At 72.3% G+C, this 20,886-nt stretch carries 23 protein-coding genes; 14 read left to right on the forward strand and 9 right to left on the reverse strand.

Going from position 1 to position 20,886, the window contains the following annotated elements; genetic code table 11:
- Nucleotides 1–71 precede the first annotated feature (71 nt).
- The gene (locus DZF91_RS39635) at nucleotides 72–302 is read right to left on the reverse strand and encodes a hypothetical protein (RefSeq protein ID WP_158587896.1); all 231 of its coding nucleotides are present in this window, start codon (nucleotides 300–302) and stop codon (nucleotides 72–74) included.
- A 127-nt stretch (nucleotides 303–429) separates the two neighbouring features.
- On the opposite strand from DZF91_RS39635, the gene DZF91_RS10130 reads away from it, so the two are divergent.
- A complete protein-coding gene (locus DZF91_RS10130; protein ID WP_158587897.1) occupies nucleotides 430–1,263 on the forward strand; it encodes a helix-turn-helix domain-containing protein in 834 nt (277 codons plus the stop codon).
- A complete protein-coding gene (locus DZF91_RS10135; RefSeq protein WP_158587898.1) occupies nucleotides 1,260–1,739 on the forward strand; it encodes a DUF397 domain-containing protein in 480 nt (159 codons plus the stop codon). The genes DZF91_RS10130 and DZF91_RS10135 overlap by 4 nt, the downstream gene beginning before the upstream one ends.
- 71 nt (nucleotides 1,740–1,810) lie before the next feature.
- On the opposite strand, the gene DZF91_RS10140 is transcribed toward DZF91_RS10135, so the two are convergent.
- The gene (locus DZF91_RS10140; RefSeq protein ID WP_117357220.1) at nucleotides 1,811–2,932 is read right to left on the reverse strand and encodes an MFS transporter; all 1,122 of its coding nucleotides are present in this window, start codon (nucleotides 2,930–2,932) and stop codon (nucleotides 1,811–1,813) included.
- 162 nt (nucleotides 2,933–3,094) lie between these two features.
- Here DZF91_RS10140 and DZF91_RS10145 point away from each other — a divergent pair, with 162 nt between their 5' ends.
- Nucleotides 3,095–3,700, forward strand: a complete 606-nt coding sequence (locus DZF91_RS10145; RefSeq protein WP_117357221.1) for a TetR/AcrR family transcriptional regulator — start codon at nucleotides 3,095–3,097, stop codon at nucleotides 3,698–3,700.
- A 47-nt stretch (nucleotides 3,701–3,747) separates the two neighbouring features.
- Here DZF91_RS10145 and DZF91_RS10150 read toward each other — a convergent pair whose 3' ends face one another.
- Entirely contained in the window at nucleotides 3,748–4,143 is a 396-nt protein-coding gene (locus DZF91_RS10150; RefSeq protein WP_117357235.1) for a Rid family hydrolase, read from the reverse strand.
- 329 nt (nucleotides 4,144–4,472) lie between these two features.
- On the opposite strand from DZF91_RS10150, the gene rsgA reads away from it, so the two are divergent.
- Complete coding sequence (rsgA, locus tag DZF91_RS10155; RefSeq protein ID WP_117357222.1) at nucleotides 4,473–5,555, forward strand: ribosome small subunit-dependent GTPase A; 1,083 nt, start codon at nucleotides 4,473–4,475, stop codon at nucleotides 5,553–5,555.
- Nucleotides 5,556–5,638: 83 nt separating this feature from the next.
- Nucleotides 5,639–6,154: a GNAT family N-acetyltransferase gene (locus tag DZF91_RS10160; RefSeq protein WP_117357223.1), complete on the forward strand. Its 516-nt coding sequence runs from the start codon at nucleotides 5,639–5,641 to the stop codon at nucleotides 6,152–6,154.
- Nucleotides 6,155–6,383: 229 nt separating this feature from the next.
- Here the strand turns inward: DZF91_RS10160 and DZF91_RS10165 are convergent, their stop codons facing one another.
- Entirely contained in the window at nucleotides 6,384–7,157 is a 774-nt protein-coding gene (locus DZF91_RS10165; RefSeq protein ID WP_117357224.1) for a DUF899 family protein, read from the reverse strand.
- Between the two features lie 236 nt (nucleotides 7,158–7,393).
- Nucleotides 7,394–8,149, reverse strand: a complete 756-nt coding sequence (locus DZF91_RS10170) for a class I SAM-dependent methyltransferase (RefSeq protein ID WP_117357225.1) — start codon at nucleotides 8,147–8,149, stop codon at nucleotides 7,394–7,396.
- Nucleotides 8,150–8,619: 470 nt separating this feature from the next.
- On the opposite strand from DZF91_RS10170, the gene DZF91_RS42630 reads away from it, so the two are divergent.
- Together DZF91_RS42630 and DZF91_RS10175 are read left to right on the forward strand one after the other, a co-directional pair.
- The gene (locus tag DZF91_RS42630) at nucleotides 8,620–8,754 is read left to right on the forward strand and encodes a hypothetical protein (protein ID WP_268915928.1); all 135 of its coding nucleotides are present in this window, start codon (nucleotides 8,620–8,622) and stop codon (nucleotides 8,752–8,754) included.
- Between the two features lie 641 nt (nucleotides 8,755–9,395).
- Nucleotides 9,396–10,526 carry an RCC1 domain-containing protein gene (locus DZF91_RS10175; RefSeq protein WP_158587899.1) on the forward strand — a complete coding sequence of 377 codons (1,131 nt, stop codon included), beginning with the start codon at nucleotides 9,396–9,398 and terminating at the stop codon, nucleotides 10,524–10,526.
- Between the two features lie 51 nt (nucleotides 10,527–10,577).
- On the opposite strand, the gene DZF91_RS10180 is transcribed toward DZF91_RS10175, so the two are convergent.
- Nucleotides 10,578–10,880, reverse strand: coding sequence for a hypothetical protein (locus tag DZF91_RS10180; protein WP_117357227.1), 303 nt, complete (start codon nucleotides 10,878–10,880; stop codon nucleotides 10,578–10,580).
- A 169-nt stretch (nucleotides 10,881–11,049) separates the two neighbouring features.
- On the opposite strand from DZF91_RS10180, the gene DZF91_RS10185 reads away from it, so the two are divergent.
- Both DZF91_RS10185 and DZF91_RS10190 read left to right on the forward strand, forming a co-directional pair.
- Entirely contained in the window at nucleotides 11,050–11,289 is a 240-nt protein-coding gene (locus tag DZF91_RS10185; RefSeq protein WP_117357228.1) for an EF-hand domain-containing protein, read from the forward strand.
- A gap of 136 nt (nucleotides 11,290–11,425) precedes the next feature.
- On the forward strand, nucleotides 11,426–12,382 hold the full coding sequence (locus tag DZF91_RS10190) for an IS481 family transposase (RefSeq protein ID WP_117357236.1): 957 nt from the start codon (nucleotides 11,426–11,428) through the stop codon (nucleotides 12,380–12,382).
- Here DZF91_RS10190 and DZF91_RS10195 read toward each other — a convergent pair.
- Complete coding sequence (locus DZF91_RS10195) at nucleotides 12,379–13,056, reverse strand: class I SAM-dependent methyltransferase (protein WP_117357229.1); 678 nt, start codon at nucleotides 13,054–13,056, stop codon at nucleotides 12,379–12,381. The genes DZF91_RS10190 and DZF91_RS10195 overlap by 4 nt on opposite strands.
- Nucleotides 13,057–13,222: 166 nt before the next feature.
- Between DZF91_RS10195 and DZF91_RS10200 the strand changes: the two genes are divergently transcribed.
- From DZF91_RS10200 to DZF91_RS10215, 4 genes are all read left to right on the forward strand, one after another.
- A complete protein-coding gene (locus DZF91_RS10200; protein ID WP_117357230.1) occupies nucleotides 13,223–14,569 on the forward strand; it encodes a DUF2252 domain-containing protein in 1,347 nt (448 codons plus the stop codon).
- Nucleotides 14,570–14,813: 244 nt separating this feature from the next.
- The gene (locus DZF91_RS10205; protein ID WP_117357231.1) at nucleotides 14,814–15,389 is read left to right on the forward strand and encodes a nucleotidyltransferase; all 576 of its coding nucleotides are present in this window, start codon (nucleotides 14,814–14,816) and stop codon (nucleotides 15,387–15,389) included.
- Entirely contained in the window at nucleotides 15,386–15,631 is a 246-nt protein-coding gene (locus tag DZF91_RS10210; protein ID WP_117357237.1) for a BON domain-containing protein, read from the forward strand. Before DZF91_RS10205 ends, DZF91_RS10210 begins: the two co-directional genes overlap by 4 nt.
- Nucleotides 15,628–16,398: a metallophosphoesterase family protein gene (locus DZF91_RS10215; RefSeq protein ID WP_117357232.1), complete on the forward strand. Its 771-nt coding sequence runs from the start codon at nucleotides 15,628–15,630 to the stop codon at nucleotides 16,396–16,398. Before DZF91_RS10210 ends, DZF91_RS10215 begins: the two co-directional genes overlap by 4 nt.
- Here DZF91_RS10215 and DZF91_RS10220 read toward each other — a convergent pair.
- Nucleotides 16,364–17,404: a DNA topoisomerase IB gene (locus DZF91_RS10220; RefSeq protein WP_117357233.1), complete on the reverse strand. Its 1,041-nt coding sequence runs from the start codon at nucleotides 17,402–17,404 to the stop codon at nucleotides 16,364–16,366. The genes DZF91_RS10215 and DZF91_RS10220 overlap by 35 nt on opposite strands.
- Nucleotides 17,401–18,276, reverse strand: a complete 876-nt coding sequence (locus DZF91_RS10225) for an SDR family oxidoreductase (RefSeq protein ID WP_117357234.1) — start codon at nucleotides 18,274–18,276, stop codon at nucleotides 17,401–17,403. Before DZF91_RS10225 ends, DZF91_RS10220 begins: the two co-directional genes overlap by 4 nt.
- A 383-nt stretch (nucleotides 18,277–18,659) precedes the next feature.
- On the opposite strand from DZF91_RS10225, the gene DZF91_RS10230 reads away from it, so the two are divergent.
- Complete coding sequence (locus DZF91_RS10230) at nucleotides 18,660–20,840, forward strand: ABC transporter ATP-binding protein (RefSeq protein WP_235834195.1); 2,181 nt, start codon at nucleotides 18,660–18,662, stop codon at nucleotides 20,838–20,840.
- Nucleotides 20,841–20,886 lie beyond the last annotated feature (46 nt).

The following is a 20,886-nucleotide window of genomic DNA, read 5'->3' on the forward strand; positions in this document are numbered from 1 at the left end:
CGGCGGAGGGGGATGCCCGCCGACCGCGCCGCCTCCCGGAGCGGACGCGCGCCGTCACCTTCCGGACCGGATCACGGGGAGCCCTCCGCCCGCCCGCGACCCCACCCGTCCGCGACCAGCGCCGCCCGCAGCTCTTCGGCGGTGTCGCAGTCGAACGCGTCCTTCTCGTGCAGCCGGTCCATCGGCAGCGGCCCCCGCAGCGCCCACCACCGCTTCTTGTCGCTGAGGATGAACCCCCAGCCGGGGAAGTCCGCCTCCAGCGAGGCGAGCAGGGACTCTTCCGAGGCGGAGCACGCGTCCATGGCGACAGGACCTTCCGTTCAAGAGGATGACCGTTTTCGTGCGCCCAGCCTCGCGCCTCCGGGTTACTCTCAGCAACGGACCCATCACTCTCCACATGGCACCCCGGCACCCCGAGGGGACACCCCAATGGCAGACGACCCGAGCTACACCCGCGACCCCCTGCTCCGCTCGTTCGGACGGGTCATGCGCTCCCACCGCGAGGCCGCGGGCCTCTCCCGTCCCCAGCTGGCCGACGAACTCGGCTGCGGCGCGACGTGGATCGAGAAGCTGGAGACGGGCCGCAAACCCCCGTCCGAAGCCACCGCCGACGACTGCGACTTCCGCTTCGGCACCACCAGGACCCGCACCTTCTGGACCATGTGGGACGAGATCAAACGCGAGGGCAAGCACGTCGCCGTCCCACCCGGCTTCGAGAGATACGTCGACCTGGAGGGGAGGGCTGTCGCGGTCAGGAAGTTCGACACGATGGCCGTCCCCGGGCTTCTTCAGACACCCGCTTATGCGCGGGCCGTTCTGAGCCTCAGAGAGTCGCTGGAGGTCCTGGACGACCGAACGGAGGCGCGGCTCGCTCGTCAGAACATCCTTTCGCGCGAGGGCCCGCCCCGGCTGTGGTTCGTTCTTGAAGAAGCGGTACTCCGACGGCCGATCGGGGGCTCGGCGGTCATGCGTGAGCAACTCGAATGGCTCGTGCATCTGTCCACGACGAAGCAGTTCATCAATGTCCGAGTTCTGCCCTTCGCCGCCATGAACGCAGGCGCGGTAGAAGGCTCCTTCACGATCCTCACCATGGGAAACGGCGACGAGATCGGATACCACGAGGGGCCGGAGATCAGTAACGTGATCGACGACCCTGCCATCGTCTCCGAGTACGCACTACGCTGGGACGAAGTTGTGAGCGAGGCGATGACTGGCAGTCAGTCGCACGAGTTCATCCTGGCGGCGGCAGAGGAGTACAAGTGAGCATCCTTGACCTGTCCACCGTCCAGTGGCGCAAGAGCCGCCGCAGCGGCAGTCAGGGCGGGCAGTGCGTCGAGATCGCGGATCTCTCCACAGTGCATTGGCGTACGAGCACCCACAGCAGTGAGCAGGGCGGGGAGTGCGTCGAGATCGCCGGGCTCTCTCACGCGCAGTGGCGCAAAAGCAGTCACAGCGGCGCGCAGGGCGGCGACTGCGTAGAGATCGCGGGTCTCTCCACCGCATCGTGGCGTAAGAGCAATCACAGTTCCCAAGGCGGCCAGGACTGCGTTGAGATCGCCGGTCTCTCTGCCCCGCAGTGGCGTAAGAGTAGCCACAGCTCCCAAGGCGGCCAGAGCTGCGTCGAGGTCGCGGACGTTTCGCCGGTCGTGGCCGTGCGGGACTCGAAGGATCCTGACGGGCCGAAGCTGATTCTCACCTCGCGTGCCTGGCGTGGCCTGGTCGCTCGCGCTCGCGCGTAGGCGACCGTCCGGAGAAGACGCTCCACGCGTGGGCGGCACCGACCAGGGTGCCGCCCACTCGTGCGTTCTGCTCAGCGGAGGTTCGTGTCGGCGCGGGCCGTCCAGACTGCGAGGGCGGCGGCGAGGGCGCAGGCGCCGCCGAGCCACAGCAGGGCGTCGAGGGTGAGGGCGTCCACGAGGACTCCGCCGACCAGCGCGCCGAGGCCGATCGACAGGTTGAACACGGCCACCCACAGCGCGGATGCCGCCTCCACGGCCCCTGGCGCTGCCTTGATCATCCATGTCTGGAGGCCGACCGAGACGCCGCCGAAGGCCAGGCCCCAGGCGACGAGCAGGACCGCGCCGGTGACCGGTCCTCGGCCCAGCAGCAGGAAGGCGGGCATCGCGACGGCGAGGGTCAGCGCGATGACCAGCACGGTCCGGTGCGTGTGGCGTGCCAGCGCGGCGCCCGCGGCGAAGTTGCCGACCATGCCCGCCGCGCCGAACCCGAACAGCAGCGGGCCGACGTAGCGCTCGTCGATGCCCGCCAGGTCCCGCAGCGCCGGGCTCACGAACGTGTAGGCGGCGAAGTGGCCGGTCACGATGAGGAACGTCGCGATGATGCCGGTGCGCACGCCCGCGTCGCGCAGTTGCCGGACCAGCGTGCCCGGGCGGACGGGCCGGTCGGCGGCCAGCGGCGGCAGCACGGCGAGCAGCGCCAGCAGCGCGACGAGGGCCAGCGCGCTCAGCGTCGCGAACGCCACCCGCCAGCCGGAGAACCCGCCGAGCAGCGTGCCGAGCGGGACACCGAACACGTTCGCCGCCCCCACCCCGCCGAAGATGACCGCGGTGGCCCGGGGGACGTTCGCGGGCGCCACGAGCCGGACGGCCAGGCCGCCGGCGACCGCCCAGAACCCTCCGACCGCCACGCCGACCAGCACCCGCGAGGCCACCAGGACGGCGAAGTCCGGCGCCAGCGCGGACGCCAGGTTGGACAGCGTCATCAGCGCCATGAGGCCGAGCAGCAGCAGCCGCCGGTCCATCCCGCCGACCAGCACGGGGACCAGCGGCGCGGCGACGGCGGCGACCAGGCTGGGCACCGTCACCATCAGGCCGGCCGTCCCCTCGGAGACCGACAGCGCCGAGCCCACCGAGGTCAGCAGACCGATCGGCAGTTGCTCGGCGGTGACCAGCAGGAACGTCCCGAGAGTCACGGCGGCGACCGCGCGCCAGCGGTTCCTCGTCCGCCCGGACGGTGCTCGCTTCGGTGGCCGTCACCTGGAACTCCTCACCTCATTCGGGAGCGATCGCTCCCATATCCGGGCCGGACCCTAGTATGGGAGCGATCGCTCCACAAATCGGCTAGGGTGGCGGGCATGGCACGACCCCGACAGTTCGACGAGCTGGACGCGGTGGTCCGGGCGACCGACCTGTTCTGGCGCCGCGGCTACAACGCCACGTCCGTCCGGGACCTCGGCGCCGAGCTCGCCCTCACCCCGAGCAGCCTGTACCGGACGTTCACCGACAAGCACACGCTGTTCCTGCGCGCGCTCGACCACTACCGCGCGACCGAGTCCGCCGAGGCCGAGCGGCTGCTGGACGCCACCGGGCGCCCCGTCCGCGAGGTGCTGCGCGACTGGCTGCTGTGGCTGGTCTCCTGCCCGTCCGACGGCGAGCCGGGACGCGGCTGCTTCGTGGTGAACACGGCGACCGAGCTCGGCACCGGCGACGCCGACGTCCGGGAGCGGACCGAGGCCGCCTTCGAGGTCACCCGACGGGCGCTGCGCTCCCTTCTGGACGAAGGGCGGCGCACCGGCGAGCTGTCCGGCGACCTCGACATCGACGCCGCCGTCGAACTGCTGTTCACCACGGTGCTCGGGCTGCGCGTGCGGGAACGGGCGGGCCACGACCCCGCCCGCCTGGCCGCCGCGATCGACGCCGCGATCCGGAGTCTCGGACCCGACGCCGTCCGCCCGTCCTGACGCCGAGTGCGAGACCCGCGCCGCCGCCCGTGTGCGCGGCGCGCGGACTACTGGACGGCGACCGCCTCGATCTCTACGAGCATGCTCGGCAGCGACAGCGCCTTGACCTCGGCGAGCAGCGCCGCCGGACGGCAGTCCCGCGCCTCCAGCAGCGCGTTGAACGAGTCGTACTCCGCCTTGAACGCCTCCAGGTCGGTGGTGAAGACGCGGATCTGCACGACGTCGGCCAGCGTGAACCCGGCCTTGCCCGCCGTCTCGGCCAACCGCTCCAGCGTCAGCTCCATCTGCCGGACGATGTCCCCGTGCGCCGTGATCCGGCCGTGCTCGTCCCGCGCCTCGTGCCCGGCCAGCAGCAGCCACCTGCGGGGCGACTCCACCAGGACGGCGTGGTTGTAGCCGAGGTGCTCCCCGAACCTGCGCGGATCGATGTCCCTACGTTCCATGATCTTCACGTACCCGCCCTGACCAGCGGAAATGCCGGAACGAAACGGAAGGGCGGCGGCTTCGGCCGCTGGGAAGCACCCGGGCATGTGCTAGGGTTCCGGGCATATCCGCGACGCCGGTCGGGCGATGCGGAACGAGGTCGAGAGGGGGATGAGGTTGATGACCGCGCAGGTGGTCGCTGTCGTGAGCGACGTCCAGGCCAACCTCTTTTCCCGGGCCTCGGCCGGACTCGGCTGAGTCGATCCGTCCAGCGGGATCGTTCCTTCTTCGGCGTGATCCATGACTCTTCCCGTGTCCCCGGGACCCCTGTTTCAAAGGGTCTCCTTCGTTGTCTTCAACATTCTTCCTTCAGGATTCGCCTGAATCCGAAGACGTCCTGCGCGCCTACGGGTGGGACGAGGCGTTCGACGACGCCTTCACCGCGCACCGCTCCGCGGGCCTGACGCCCGGACGCGTCGCCCGGGTCGACCGCGGCCACGCCACCGTCGTCACGGCGGACGGCTGGCTGCGCGTCGCCTGGTCCACGGCCGACGAGCCGCCCTGCACGGGCGACTGGGCCGCGGTGCGGCCCGGCGACCAGCCGGAACTGGTGGCGCTGCTGCCCCGGCGCACCGCCATCGCGCGCTCCTCGGCGTCCCGCACGTCCCGTCCCCAGGTGCTCGCCGCCAACATCGACACGGTCGTGGTGACCGCGACCCTGGCCACCGACGCGCCCGCGGGCCGGATCGAGCGCATGCTCGCCCTGGCCTGGGAGAGCGGCGCCGTCCCGGTCGTCGTCCTGACCAACGCGGACCGTTCGCGGCGGCCCGCCGGCGAGGTCCGGGACGAGGTGGCCGCTCTCGCACCGGGCGCGGAAACCCTCGTGGTCAGTTCCGTCACCGGCGAGGGGATGGACGTCCTGGCGGCCGTCCTCACCGGGACGATCGTGCTGCTCGGGCCGTCCGGCGCGGGCAAGTCCACCCTCGGCAACGCCCTGCTCGGCGCCGACGTGCTCGCGACCGGCGAGGTCCGGGAGGGCGACGGCAAGGGCCGCCACACCACCGTCCACCGCGAACTGGTCCGGCTGCCGGGCGGGGGAGTCCTCATCGACACCCCCGGCCTGCGAGCCGTCGGCGTCCACGACAGCGAGGCCGGCGTCCAGCAGGTCTTCGCCGAGATCGAGGAACTGGCCGCCGACTGCCGATTCTCCGACTGCGCACACGAGACCGAACCCGGCTGCGCCGTCCTCGCCGCGATCAACGACGGATCGCTTCCGCAGCGCCGCTTGGACAGCTACCGCAAGCTGCTGCGCGAAGCCGCCTGGGCCGCGTCCCGCCACGACGCGCGCCTGCGCGCGGAGCGCGAGAACCAGTGGAAGGCGATCATCCGCCACCAGCGCGCGACCTACAAGTTCCGGGACAAGCAGTTGTGAACGACGCCCGGCGTCCGAATTCCGACGCGCTTCCCGCATCCCCTGACATTCATCCGCACCCCACCGAGGGAGTCCGCACCGACATGACCACCATCTGGACCACCCGTCCCGAGACCGGCGACGACGACCGCCGCGCGATCCGGGAGATCAACCTCGCGGCGTTCCCCACCGCGCTGGAGGCCGACCTCGTGGACGCGCTGCGCGAGGACCCGGCGGCCTGGCTGCCCTGGGGCTCCGTGATCGCCCAGAGCCCGGACGGAACCCCGACCGGTTTCGCGCTGCTGACCCGCTGCCACGTCGACGGCGCGCCGGCCCTCGCGCTCGGGCCGTGCGCCGTGCCCCCGGAGCACCAGGGGACGGGCGCGGGATCGGCGGCCATCCGCGCCGCGCTCGACGCCGCCCGCGCCGAGGGCGAGAACCTCGTCCTCGTCCTCGGGCACGCCCCGTACTACCCGCGGTTCGGGTTCACCCCGGCGTCGCGGTTCGGCATCCGGCCGCCCTTCGAGGTCCCGGACGAGAACATGATGGCGCTGCCCTTGGACCCGTCCGCCCCGGTGCCGTCCGGCACCATCCGGTACGCCGAGGCGTTCGGCGTCTGACACCCGGCTGAGAACCTGGGGGCGAGCGGCGCGCCGCCCGCCCCCAGGCCCCCGCGCCACCTTCGTCGCCGTGGCCGCCCCTCCCGAGAGGAACCGCCGATGGGCTTCGGTTTCTTATCGCACCCATCGCTCTCGCTGGGCTCGTGGCGGTCGCCGGGTGCGGCGTTCTCGACGAGAGAAAGCCGCTCGGGCCGAAGTACACCGACTGACCCCGGCCCCCGCGACGGCGTCAGCAGTGGGGCCCTTGGCGGCCCAGGGTGTCGGCGGGGGTGGCACCCGGGCGGGTCCACTGCGGGGTGGGACGGCTGGTGGGGCCCCAGTCGGCGTTGCCAGCGGCGTCCGTGCGCCAGTACCAGCAGGAATGCTCTCCCTTGGGCCGGCCTTCGGGCTTGTCCTCCCACGCCTCGCCGCGGCCGTAGGGGGTCCTGTCGAGCAGGCCCAGGGAGCTGTTGACGACCTCGTTGCCGCGTCCGGTGGTCGAGTAGGTCAGGAAGGTGCGGTCGCCGTCGCGCAGGTAGGCGGTGAGGTACCCCATGGGCTCGCCGATCGGTGCGGGAAGGTCGCGCACCGAGTACCAGGGCTGGGTGTAGCCCATGAACTCGACGTAGGCGGCCACCTCCTCCCAGCGGCCCGGCGTGAGGATGGCGAACGAGACGCCCCGGGCGTTGGGGTACACGGCGTCCCGCAGGTGCCAGGCCGTGGTGGTGCAGCCCTCGCACTGTCCCTGGTGGGGAGCGCCGTCGTACCACATGTGCTTGTAGACCATGAGTTCGTCGCGGCCCTCGAACAGGTCGAGGAAGGGGACGGGGCCGTTGGGGCCGACGACCTCGGTGGTGCCGTCGAACTCGACCATCGGCAGGCGGCGGCGTGCGGCGGCGATCGCGTCGCCCTCGCGGGTGTGGGCCTTCTCGCGGAGCAGGAGCTCGTCCCGCGCGGCCTGCCAGGTGTCCATGTCCACGATGGGCGGACGGCCAGGTAGGGCGGTGGTCGGTTCGTCCGTCATGTGGTCCTCCGTGGTGGTTCTGTCGGGATGGCTGTTACCAGTACAGACTCGCCTTCCGGCCGGAACTCGTCTCGGCGGGACCTCGTTTCGCGCCGTCCTCAGGCCGGGGCCGCTTCGCGCCGCGCCCGGGCCGGGAAAGCCAACCACGCGCCCAACGCGTTAGTGATCCGCGTGGACGGAAGACGGCACCCTGCTGAAAGCCAATGAACCTCCCGAAGGATCCATGCGGTGCCGCACTAGGCGTCGGGAACCTCAAGAGTGAAGAACAGGAAGCCGGGCTTGGTCTGGAAATCACTGAAGCCGTCAGGGAACAGCTCGCGGGCGGCCGGGTCGGGCTGTGGCTCGCTGATGGCGGAGAGGCGGAAACCGGCGGCGGTGAAGGCGTCGGTCATGGCGTGCAGAGGCTTGCGCCACAACCGCATCGGGACGAGCCGCCCGCCGATCCTCCACTCGAAGGTGTAATCGGTGGTCGCGAAGTAGTCGGGGCGGGGCTCGGAGATCGTGTAGGCGACGATGGGGTGGTCCACCGACACGAGCAGGCGTCCGCCGGGCCGGAGCACGCGCCGCGTCTCGGCCAGCGTCGGTCCCCAGTCCTCCAGGTAGTGCAGCACCAGCGAGGCCACCACATCGTCGAACGCGCCGTCGGCGAACGGCAGCGGATCACGCAGGTCGGCCACGTGCAGCGCGGCGTCCTCACCGAGACGCCGCCGGGCCAGCGCGACCATCCCGGCGCTGGCGTCGATTCCGGTGACGTCGGCGCCACGCGCGCGAAGCGCGGCCGTCAGGGGACCCGACCCGCACCCGGCGTCCAGAATCCGCCGCCCGGCCACGTCCCCGGCGAGGGCCAGCATCGCGGGCCGCTCGTAGTACGCGTTGGCGAGGCTGTCCTCGTTCTCCGCCGAGTACGCCTCGGCGAAACTGTCGTAGTCGTTGACCTGCGGTGTTTCAGCGGCGTGAGAAAGGTCGTCGGTCGTCTTGGACACTGGTTTCATCGCCGCAGCCTAACCACCTCTCTCCGGGGACGGCAGGCGTCTGATCAAACGAACCACGGCAGCCGACATTCGCTCAGCGGGTGATGGCGATATCGGTGACGCAATCGGTGAATCAGATCACCGTCATGGGGTACGGCGACGACGCCCCAGGCGGCCAGACCTCATCACGGGTGGTGACGCAGATTGATCTACAGGTCCGCCGATCGGGGCGCCGTCGCCCCGGACCGGGGATGCTTCCCTCAAACTGTGACCTCAACGTTTCGGTGGGATGAATGGGCTACTTGTTCTTTGCCGTCATCGTGACTTTCAGCCTGATCATCCTCGGCATCAGCTTCGCCAGGATGCGCGACGGGGGTCCGGGGCCCGGGCTGGCGTGGGACCCCCCTCGGTTCCGGCGCCGCGTCAATTAGCCCTATGGCGAGAATGGTGGAAAGAAGAAGTCTCGGAGACCGTTCTAGTTGGGGGAGTCGATGCTTGAGCAAGGTGGCGGCCACCTCGCGGCCAACGGCCTGCCGCACAATCCGATGATGACCGGGATGGTCATCGCGATGATAGGACTCGTGTTCGTGAGCTGGCTCTACGGCATCTTCAAGAAGAAACGATGACCGCCTGGTCGAGGCACTGTCCCCGGAGGAGAGAATGAGACGAGCGCGACTTTACTATCTTCTGGTGGTAGGTACGGTTCTGGCTCTGTGGTCGGGTGGCGTGGCCATCTGGAAAGCCGTGAATGGCGACACCGGAACAAGGACCTGGGCCTCTTTCGGTGTAGCGATAGGCGCCATAGGATTTTTGGTCCTCGTCGCCCATATGCTCAGGAGAAACCGAGTGCGGATGAGGAGGCCGCGGGGACGGCGGTGATAGTGCGCGCCGGGCCTCCGGCGGCGGACCGCTTCCAGTCCGCCGGGCCTCGGCCGGACCACCGGACCACCGGACCACCGGACCACCGGACCACCGGGCCGCTCGGTGGGCCGCCCGGGTCATCTCCTGATCACCATCGCGGCGGCTCTCTGTGTCCAGGGCGGTAAAGCCCGTGAGCGGGGACGCCGGTGCGTCAAGATGGCCGCCTGGGCAACTTCGGCCACACGAACGCACGGGGGTAGCGGTGGTGGACAGGGAAGCGGCCGGATGGGGCGGACGCGCGGGGCGCGACAACGGTCGGCGGCGTGGCCTCGGCTTGGCCGCCGTGCTGGTGGCCGGGGTCTGCGCCGTCATGGCGCCGACCGTTCCTCGGCCGGCGGACGCGGCCGTGCCCAGCGAACTTGCGCTGGGGACGGGGAGTAACGAGTCGGGCTCTCTCGGGGACGGCACCACGACCGAACGCGACGCCCCGGTCAGGACGCGCCTCCTGGGCGGGGTCGCGCTGACCGAGGAGTCCGGCGGCGACAGCCACACCCTCGGACTGACCTCGGACGGACGCGTCCTCGCCTGGGGACGCAACGCGAACGGGCAGCTCGGTGACGGCACCACCGCGATGCGCACGACCCCGGCCCCCGTCCGGCTGCCCGGCGGGGTGACCGCCATCCGGATCGCCGCCGGGTTCGACCACAGCCTCGCCGTCACGTCCGACGGACGCGTCCTGGCCTGGGGACGCAACACCAACGGGCAGCTCGGCGACGGCACCACCGAAGACCGCACGGCCCCGGTCTTCGTGCGGCTCCCGCCCGGCGTCACCGTCACGCAGGTCGCCGCCGGGAGCTACCACAGCCTCGCGCTGACGTCCGACGGCCGCGTGCTGGCCTGGGGCGACGACACGCTCGGCGAGCTGGGCGACGGACGCCGGGCCCGCGGCGGCACCCCCGTGTTCGTCCACCTGCCGGACGGCGTCACCGCGTCCGGCCTCGCCGCGGGCCCGGGCGGCCAGAGCTTCGCGGTGACCTCGGCGGGACGCCTGCTGGCCTGGGGACGCAACGACATCGGCCAGCTCGGCGACGGCACCACCGAAGACCGGACGACCCCGGTCTACGCGGCCCTGCCGACCGAGGACACCGTCACCCGGGTCGCCGCCGGCCACGACCACGCCCTCGCCCTGACGTCCGACGGACGCGTCCTGGTGTGGGGAGCGAACAAGTCCGGGCAGTTGGGGCCGGGACGCGGCAGCATCCAGAAGGAGCCGGTCCAGACCGACCTGCCCACCGGCGCGACCGTCGCGCAGATCGCCGTCGGCTCGGCGCACAGCCTCGCGCTGACGACGGACGGACGCGTCCTGGCATGGGGCGCGAACTTCGCCGGGCAGATCGGGGACGGCGCGGTCACCACGCGGTCGTCCCCGGCCGTGATGCCCCTGCCGGAGGCGGCGGGACCGGCCACCGGCGTGGCCGCCAACAGCTACGGCTCCCTGGTCCTGGCCCGACCCCGAGGCACAACCCCGCGTCCCTGAAGCGCTCCCGAGTTCTCCGGCGGCGCCACCGAGAACGGCCGTTCGACGGGGTCAGCGGTAGAGGGAGAAGCAGCCGTCGCCGCGGAGCCTCTGCCCCTCGGCCCAGCCCTCGGCGCAGCGGTAGGAGTGGTCGGCGGGCTCGTCCGGGTGGACGACGAAGTCGGTCAGCCGTCCGTGGTGCAGCGGGACGCATCCGCTTGCGGAGAAGTGCCGATTGCTGATCTGCAGGTTGTGGCAGTAGAAGTGGCCGTTCTTCGCGCCGGGCGCGGGCTGCCCGGCGTGGGCCGGACCGACCGAGAGCGCGACCGTGGCAGCGGCGATGACGCTGCCCAGAACCGTGGAACGACGTCCCATGAGAATCACTCCTCGCCTGTGGATGACTACTCGAAGTTACGACACGGGCTTTCGGTGATCTCTGGCGGGGGGCGCCCCGGAAAGGCGTGCTCCGCGTCCTGAGCGGCGGGTGTTATGCGAGAGCCGTTACCATCGGGGGCCATTGCCACCGGCGAGGAGGGGGATTTCCATGTCCGAGAAGTTCGAGGCGGTGTTCGCCCAGTACGACACCGACGGGGACGGGCAGCTCACCGTGGACGAGGTGACCGCGGCGATCGCCGGCATGTTCCCGGCCGCCGAGGTGGCCGACCTGTCCGGGATCGTCGGCGCGTTGTTCGCCACCTACGACACCGACGGCAACGGCTACCTTTCGGCGGACGAGTTCGTCCCGCTGGCGGCGAACCTCCCCGAACTCGGCGGCGACGCCTGACCCGCCCGAGCGGCCGGACCGCCTAGCTGTAATGACCACGAACGTTGTTGACACGGGCTTGTGGGGTGCTTGCTGAAAGGTGAAGACCCCCGGTGTGGTGGAGGTGTCTAGGCTCCCGACCACGCTGGAGGTCTTCGTGTCCCACCGTAATGCCCGGCTGACGATTCATGGGCGGCGGTTGCTGGTCGAGCGTGTCGCTGCGGGGCGTCCGGTCGCGCACGTGGCGGCCGAGATGGGGATCTCTCGGCAGACCGCGCACAAGTGGGTGCGCCGGTGGCGGCAGGAAGGGCTCGCGGGCCTGCGTGATCGCTCCAGCCGTCCGCACACCCTCGCGCACCGCACCCCCGACGAGGTGGAGGCACAGGTCTGCGCACTACGGCGGGACCGCAAGCTGGGACCGGCCCGGATCGGACCGATCGTGGGCCTGCCGGCCTCGACCGTCCACCGCATCCTGACCCGCCACGACCTGAACCGGCTGGCCTGGCTGGACCGACCGACCGGCCGGGTGATTCGCCGCTACGAACGCGAGCGGCCCGGCGAACTGGTCCACATCGACGTCAAAAAGCTCGGCCGGATCCCCCACGGCGGCGGATGGCGCGTCCACGGCCGGGCCGCCTGCCCCGACCGTCGCCGCACCACCGGATACGACTACATCCACTCGGCCGTCGACGACCGCACCCGCATCGCCTACAGCGAGATCCACCCCGACGAGAAAGCCGCCACCTGCGTGGCGTTCCTGCACCGCGCCGCCGCCCACTTCGCCCGCCTGGGCATCACCCGCATCGAGCGTGTCCTGACCGACAACGCCTGGTCCTACCGCAAATCCACCGCCTGGCAGCAAGCCCTGGCCGAACTGGGCGCGACCGGCAAACTCACCCGCCCCTACCGCCCCCAGACCAACGGCAAAGTCGAACGCTTCAACCGCACACTGCTGGAGGAATGGGCCTACATCCGCCCCTACACCACCAACACCGAACGCGCCCAAGCCCTCACACACTTCCTCCACACCTACAACCACCACCGCGGCCACACCGCACTCAACGGCCAACCACCCATCACCCGCGTCAACAACCCTGCAGGCCAATACACCTAGCGGCGGCGCGCGGCCAGCCAGGCGAAGGACTGCGACGCGCCCGCCGGGGTGCGGTGGACCTGGATCCGCGTCTCCACCGGCGTGAACGCGTCGCCCAGCTCGGCGGCCAGCTCGTCCGGGCTGTGGCGGGCGACCGGCAGCCCGGAGCAGTGGGTCGGGCCCTCGGGACCGAACGTGCCCAGCACCACCGCGCCGCCGGGCGCCAGCGCCTCGCGCAGCGTGTCCAGGTAGGCGGCACGGTCGGACGCGTCGGTCAGGAAGTGGAAGACGGCCCGGTCGTGCCAGAGGTCGAACGTCCGGTCCGGCCGCCAGGCCAGCAGGTCGGCGTGGAGCCAGCGGATCGCGTCCGCGCCGGGCTCGCCCTGGACGGCGGCGCGGGCGGTGCGGAGCGCCTGCTCGGAGACGTCCAGGACGGTGACGTGGCCGAACCCGTCCCGGACGAGGTGGGCGGCCAGCGGTGACGCGCCGCCGCCGACGTCGATCGCCGCCCGTCCGCCCGGCCCCTCGGGGAACACCGCGCGGACCAGCTCCAGAGACGGCTGCGGCTCGGTCTGGAACCAGCTCACCTGGTCGGCGGGGCGCGTGCGGTACACGTCCCGCCAGTGCGCGGCGGCGGGCCCCGCCGGGTCCGTGTCGACGATCTCGGCAGGACGGGTGTCGGAACGCTCGTTCATACGTCCTTCTTACCTGCGCCGACGAGCGCACCGGCCGTCGCCTCCCCGGCGCGGGACCCCGGACGCCCTGCGGAAAGGGCCTTCCGGGCTGTCCGAGACCGGCAGAATGTGGCGAGTTGCCCTGCCTGTGGGGGCGGGGCCGATCGTCCGCATGGAGGAGTGCCGGATGGCGAGCATCACCCGCGTTCTGCGCGACCAGACGCCAGGGGAGCGTCAGGAGCGCATCGTGGCCGTCCTGGTGGAGGCGTACCGCGACCTGATGGGACGGAGCCCGGCGGAGTTCCGCCGCAGGTTCCGCCGCATGGCCGCCGACCCGTTCGCCTTCTACCGGGGCAGCGCGCCGCTGTTCTACGCCGACGTCGCGCGCGACGACGACCCGTGGGCCGACGAGCGGACGTCCCGCGTGTGGATCCAGGGCGACCTGCACGCGCAGAACTTCGGCACCTACATGAACGCCGACGGCGTGTTCGTCTTCGACGTCAACGACTTCGACGAGGCGTACCTCGGGCACTTCACCTGGGACGTCAAGCGGTTCGTGGCGAGCCTGGCGCTGCTGGCGTGGGGCAAGGCGATCTCCGACGCGTCCATCCGGCGGCTCATCGAGACCTACGTCCGCGCGTACGTCGGCCAGGTGCGGCACTTCGCGACGCACGAGGGCGACGAGAGGTTCGCGATCACCCTCGACACCGCCACCGGCTACGTGCGGGACGTGCTGCTCGACGCGCTCGGCTCCACCCGCGTCGGCCTGCTGGACTCGATGACCCTGCTGGAGCGGCACGAGCGCCGGTTCGCCGACGGCCCGGGCGTCCGGCGGCTGGACGACGCCGAACGCGCCAAGGTCGAGCGGGCGTACGCCGCCTACCTGGACACCATCCCGAAGGACCGCCGCTTCGGCAGCCTCACTTACACGGTGAAGGACGTCGTCGGATCGTCCGGCTTCGGGATCGGCTCGGCCGGGCTGTCGGCGTACACGATCCTGGTCGAGGGCCACACGCAGGCGCTGGAGAACGACGTCATCCTGTCGATGAAGCAGGGCAACGTCGCCGCGCCGTCCCGCGTGGTGGACGACCCGCGCATCCGCGACTACTTCCACCACCACGGCCACCGGACCGCGGTGTCGCGGCGCGCCCTGCAGGCCGCCACCGACCCCTGGCTCGGCCACACCGAGCTGGACGGCACCGGCTACGTCGTCCAGGAGCTGTCCCCGTACGAGGCCGACCTCGACTGGGGCGCGCTCACCGAGCCGGACGAGATGCTGCCCGTCCTGGAGCACCTCGGCCGCGCCACCGCGAAGATCCACTGCGTGTCCGACCGCGACTCCGACCACACCCTGGTCGGCTTCCAGGTCGAGGACGCCGTCTCCGCCGCGATCGGCGCGGACGAGGAGGCGTTCGTGGAGGCCATGGTCGCCTTCGGCACCGGCTACGCCGAGATCGTCCGCGACGACCACCGCCTCTTCGTCGACGCCTTCCGCTCCCGCCAGGGCCCCCTCTCCGTCCTCTGGGAGTCCTGACCCCACCCACCCGGCTTCCCGGGAAGCCCCCACTCCCCGCCCCCTGAGGACGCGCCGCCTCCGCCACTCGGCCGCGAGACCCGAGTCCGCCGGGAGCGGGGAGTTTACCTTGGCATCGCGCGGGTCCATGTTCGCCACGTGTGCCGGAGCGGGGGCTGAGGGGTGGATCTCTGGGAGGCCGAGTAGGTGGGCGTCGGGCGGGTACCGGTACGGCGAACGTAACCAGAGGAACACGTGGGGGGACGTGGACACGGGCGGTTCCGGATCGGGTGCCGAGGGGCTGCTGCTCAGCCTCAAGAAGGCGGCGTCGGTGATGCTGGAGGCGGAGGTCCGCTTCGCGCTGGCGGGCGGGTTCGCCGCCTACGCGCGCGGCGCGGCGGAGTCGACGCACGACGTGGACTTCGTGCTGCCCGAGGACGAGGTGGAGAACGCCGTGAAGGCCCTGGTCAAGGCGGGGATGCGGTTCCAGGAGGCACCGGAGAACTGGCTCGCCAAGGTCTACGACGGCGAGCAGCTGATCGACCTGATCTACGCGCCCGTGGACGGCGCGGTGGACGACGCGCTGCTCGGCCGGGCCGACGAGCTGATCGTCGCGGCGGTGCGGATGCCCGTCCTCGCCGCGACCGACCTGGTCGTCATGCGGCTGCTCGCGTTCACCGAGACGGCCTGCGACTTCAGCGGGTACCTGCACGTGTGCCGGTCGCTGCGGGAGCAGGTGGACTGGCCGGAGGTCGCCCGCCGCACCGCGGACTCGCCGTACGCCTACGCGTTCCTGACCCTGCTCGCCCGGCTGGGCGTCATCGAGGGGGGATTCCTGTGACCGACGCGCCCGACTACCTGGAGGCCCACATCGCCGAGCGGCTCGCCGCGCGCGCCCACGAGCTCGGCATCAGCGTGGACGTCCGGGACGACGTCGTGTACCTGCGCGGCGAGGTCGTCTCGGAGGAGCGGCGGCGCGAGCTGGAGGACGCCGCGCGGACCGCCGCCGAGGGCCGCGAGATCCGCAACGAGGTGTCCGTGGTCCCGGTCCGGGCCCCGGACGGGGAGGAGACCCTGTCATGATCCGGCTCGCCGCCGTCGGCGACATCCACGTCGGCCCGGAGGTCGCCGGCAGCTACGGCCCGCGCCTGGCCGGGCTGTCCGAGCACGCCGACGTGCTGCTGGTCGCCGGGGACCTGACCCGGCACGGGACGGCCGCGGAGGGCGAGGTCGCCGCCGCCGAGCTGGCGTGCGCGGACGTGCCCGTCGTCGCGGTGCTCGGCAACCACGACTACCACTCCGACGAGCAGGACGAGATCGCCGCGATCCTGCGCGACGCGGGGATCACCGTGCTGGAGGGCACCGGGACGGTGGTCGACTGCGGCGGGACGCGGCTCGGGATCGCGGGCGGCAAGGGCTTCGGGGGCGGGTTCCCGGGCGGCTCGGCGTCGGACTTCGGGGAGCCGGAGATGAAGGCGTTCGTCCGGCACACCCGCGAGTTCGCCGACCGGTTCGGCTCGGCGCTGCTCGGGCTGGACTGCGACCTGCGGGTGGCGCTGACGCACTACTCGCCCGTCGCGGGCACGCTCGCCGGGGAGCCGCTGGAGATCTACCCGTTCCTCGGCAGCTACCTGCTGGCCGAGGCGATCGACTGCGCGCACGCGGACCTCGCCGTCCACGGGCACGCGCACCACGGCTCGGAGAAGGGCCTGACGCCGGGCGGGACGCGCGTCCGCAACGTCGCGCTGCCGGTGATCCAGCAGGCGTACGCGGTGTACTGCCTCACGCCCGGCGGCGAGGGGTGCGACGAGGCCCTCAGCGAGAGGGCCGAGCTCCTCGGAGGAGCCTGAGCACGGCCTGCTCCACCGGCCCCTGCGTCGCCAGTTCGCCCTCCTCGGCGTCCACGCCCAGCTCGGTCAGCGCGGGCGCGATCGTCCTGCCCTCCTCGTACAGCTCGATGACGCGCGGGTCGATGTAGGAGGCGCGCGCGACCGCGGGGGTGTTGCCGAGGTAGGCGGCGATCTCCTTGACGACCCGGCTCACGGCCTGCCTGCGGCGCGTCTCGGACCCGGCCGCGCGGGTCGAGACGGCCAGGCCCACGGCGGCCAGGACGGTCGCGTGCCAGGTGCGGAAGTCCTTGGCGGTGAAGTCGCCGCCGGTCACCTCGTGGATGTACTCGTTGACGTCGGTGGTCGTGACGTCGTGCCAGCCGCGCTCCGTCCGGTAGGCGAGCAGGCCCGGGCCGTCGTCCCGGCGGCGCTTCAGCCCGGCCACCACCTTGCGGACGGCCTCCTCGGCGATCGACTGGTGCCGCTCCTTGGAGCCCTTCGCCGGGTACTCGAAGACGATCTCGTCGCGCCGGCAGGTGACGTGCTCGCGCAGGACGGTCGCGACCCCGTACGTGCCGTTCTCGGCCGCGTACTCCTCGCCGCCGATCCGGAAGAAGCCGAGGTCGATCAGGCGGAGCCCGGCGGCCAGCACGCGTTCGCGCGGGTAGCCGCGCAGCGCCAGGTCGGCGGCCAGTCGCTCGCGGGTGGCGGGCAGCCGTTCGGCGAGGTCGAGCACGCGGTCGTGCTTCTCACGGTCGCGGCGCTCCCGCCACGCCGGATGGTAGAGGTACTGGCGGCGGCCCGCGGCGTCGACGCCGACGGCCTGGATGTGCCCGGCCGGGTCCGGGCAGATCCACACGTCCTTCCAGGCGGGCGGGATCACCAGCGCCTTGATGCGGGCGATCTCCTCAGGGTCGGTGAGCGGCCGCCCGTCCGGGGCCAGGTAGCGCCAGCCGCGCCCGCAGCGCCGCCGCGCGAACCCGGGCGCGGACGGGTCGCTGCGGGCCGGTTCGCCGGTCGCGGTCATCCGGGATGGATCTCGCCGCCCGCCGGGACCAGCGTCTGCCCGGTGTAGTACGACGACAGCCGGTTGGCCGCGAAGAACACGTACGACGGCGCGATCTCGTCCGGATCGGCGGCCCGCCCCATCGGCGCCTGCTTGCCGAACCCCTCGACGCGCTCGGCGGGGAACGTCGCCGGGATCAGCGGCGTCCAGACCGGCCCGGGCGCCACGGTGTTCACCCGGATCTCCTTGTCGGTCAGCGACTGCGCGAGCGACTGGGCCAGCACCATCGCGGCGCCCTTGCTCGCGGCGTAGTCGATGAGCGTCTTGTTGCCGCGCAACCCGTTGATCGACCCCGTGATGACGATGGACGACCCGGCCCCCAGATGGTCCAGCGCCTCCTGGACGATCCAGAACAGCGACAGCACGTTGACGTCGAAGGTGCGGCGCAGCTGCGCGTCGTCGATCTGCCGGACGTCCTCGACCGGCTTCTGCGTGCCGTGGTGCAGCACCAGGACGTCCAGGCCGCCGAGGTCGCGGGCCGCGTGCTGGACGACCTCGCGCGCGTGCCGCTCCTCGGCCAGGTCGCCGCCGAACGTGAAGCAGCGGCTCCCCTCGGCCTCGACCAGTCCGGCGGTGTGCCGCGCGTCGTCGTCCTCGTCCAGGTAGGTGAGCGCGACGTCCGCGCCCTCCTTGGCGAACGCGACCGACACCGCGCGGCCGATCCCGGAGTCCCCGCCCGTGACCAGCGCGCGCCGTCCGGCGAGCAGCCCCGTCCCCCGGTAGTCGCGCATCTCGTCGCGCGGCTCGGGCTCCATGTCCCCCGTCCGGCCGGGGTAGGACTGGCTCTGCGCGGCCGGATCGACGGGTCGCCCACTCCTCGCTTGCTCGTTCATGTCGTCCTCCCTCCCTGGTGGAGCGCCTGCCCGGAGAGGGGGCGGGCAAACCGGGTCGTCGATCAGGCGGGCGCGCGACACGTCCCGAACCCCCTTCGGCGCCGTCCGGTATCGCCCGTGCCGTGCCGCCCCGAGCGGTTCGGTATCGGTCAGGGCCGCATCCGCCGGGCATGCGGGCCTTTGCCGGACCGTTGGACGGCCTGTACCGGCCACACCCCAACGCTTGGACCAGCGGCCTCGCTCCGCACGTCCGCCATCGCCGGGCCTGGACGACCCGAGCTCCTCGCCGGTAGGGCGTAGCGCTCTCGGAGGCCCCGGGTACCTTCTCGCCGAACGCCGCGCCGGCGCGGCGTCGCGAGCGCGGAGGGCGGTGCGTACACCGCATGAGGATGATCAGGCGCGGGCCACGGCGCCGACGGCCGGACGACCCCGAACGCGACCGCCCCGAGGACGACCGCCCCGAGGACGACCGCCCCGAAGGCGGGCCGCCCGAGGACGAGCGGTCCGAAGGAGCCCGGCCCGAGAAGGACGGCCCTGAGGACGGGCGGGCCGACGAGAGGGACCGCCCCGAGGAGGCCGACGAGAAGCGGCCCGAGGACGACGACGAGCGGGCGGCGCGGGAGGGAATGCTGCTCGGGCCCAAGCTGGCCGAGCCGAAGGGCTGGTACGGGCGGGCCGACGAGATGGCGCGCACCGACATGCTCACCATGACCCGGCAGCTTCCGCGCCTGGTCGGCCAGGTCGCCCGGCTCGGCTGGCAGGCCAGCAGGCGCGACCTGGTCGTCACCGTCGTGTTCAACGCCGTCGCCGGGGTGTTCACCGCGTTCGGGCTGCTCGCGACGACGCGCGTGCTGACGGCGCTGTTCGCCGCCGGGCCGACGCCCGACCGGGTGCGCTCGGCGGCCCCGGCGCTCGCGCTCGTCGGGGCGGCGATCACCGTCCGGGCGTCGTGCACGCTGCTCGCGCAGTGGTCGCAGCAGCGGCTGCGCCCGCAGGTCGAGCGGATCGTGGAGCAGCGGCTCTACGCGGCGACGACGGCGATCGACCTGGCCTGGTTCGACGACGCCGACCACCAGGACGCGCTGCACCGGGCGCGGCTGCGTGGGCTCGACTCCGCCTCGTCCATGGTCGACAACGCGGTGGACCTCGGGACGGCCGTGGTCGGGGTCGCGGCGGCGGCCGGGGCGCTCGGCGTCCTGCACCCGGTGCTGCTGCCGCTGCTGGTGCTGACCGCGCTGCCGGAGGCGTGGGCGGCCGTCCGCGCGGCGCGGCTCGGGTACCGGGCGCAGCTCTCGCTGGTCGAGGTGCGGCGGCGCGGCTGGATCATGACGGACCTGATGACCGGCCGCGACCACGCCGCCGAGGTCCGCTCCTTCACCGTCCGGCCGCACCTGCTGCGGCAGTACGGCGCGCTCGCCGACCACATCCGGCGGGTGCTGGTCGCGGTGGCGCGGCGGCGCACGCTCACGCAGCTCTACGGGGACGTGCTGCGCGGCCTCGCGACGGCCGTCCTGTACGCGGTGCTCGGCGTGCTGCTGTGGCAGGGGATGATGCCGCTCGCCGTCGCCGGGACGGCGGTGCTGGCGATCCGCACCGGCCAGCAGTCGCTGCTGAACCTCGTCCACGCGCTGAACCGCACCTACGAGGACGGCCTGTACTTCGCGGACTACCTCTCCTACGTCGAGCTGGCCGAGCGGGACGTCCGGCGCGGGCGCGAGGAGCGGGAGCGGTCGGCCGGGAGCGCCGCGCCGCGCGGGTTCCGGGAGATCGCCGTGGACGGCGTCACCTTCACCTACCCGGGCGCGGACGGACCGGCCCTGCGGGACGTGTCGGTGCGGCTGCGGCGCGGCGAGGTCGTCGCGCTGGTGGGGGAGAACGGGTCGGGCAAGACCACGCTCGCCAAGATCCTCGCCGGGCTGTACGCGCCGGAGGACGGCGAGGTCCGCTGGGACGACGTGGTGGTCACCCGGCTCGACCCGGAGGTGCTGCGCCGCGCCATCGCGGTCGTCGCGCAGGACCACACGCACTGGCCGATGACCGCCGCCGACAACATCGCGATGGGCGACGACCTCGGCGTCCCGGCCGCGCGCCGGGCGGTGCGGGCCGCCGCGACCGCCTCGGGCGCGGACGAGGTCGTCGACTCCCTCCCGTTCGGCTACGACACGCTGCTCGACAAGCGCTTCGACCAGGGCCAGGAGCTGTCCGGCGGGCAGTGGCAGCGGCTGGCCGCCGCGCGCGGCTTCTACCGCGACGCGCCGCTGCTGATCTGCGACGAGCCGACCGCCGCGCTGGACGCGCGGGCCGAGCACCGGCTGTTCGAGCAGATCCGCGCGCACGCCGCCGAGCGGGGCCGCACGGTCCTGCTGATCACGCACCGGCTGGCGAGCGTCCGGCACGCCGACCGGATCTACGTCCTGGAGGACGGCCGCGTCACCGGGCACGGCACCCACGCCGAGCTGATGGCACGCGGGGGCCTCTACGCCGACCTCTACGGCCTCCAGGCGTCCGCCTACCGCCTGGACCCCGACGGCCCGCCGCCCGAGCCCAGCCCCGTCACCACCTGAGCGGGGCGGCCCCGGTCCCGGCCCGGAGCGCCGGACCGCCGCGCGG

Source organism: Actinomadura logoneensis, assembly GCF_003428695.1.
Lineage (GTDB): Bacteria > Actinomycetota > Actinomycetes > Streptosporangiales > Streptosporangiaceae > Spirillospora > Spirillospora logoneensis.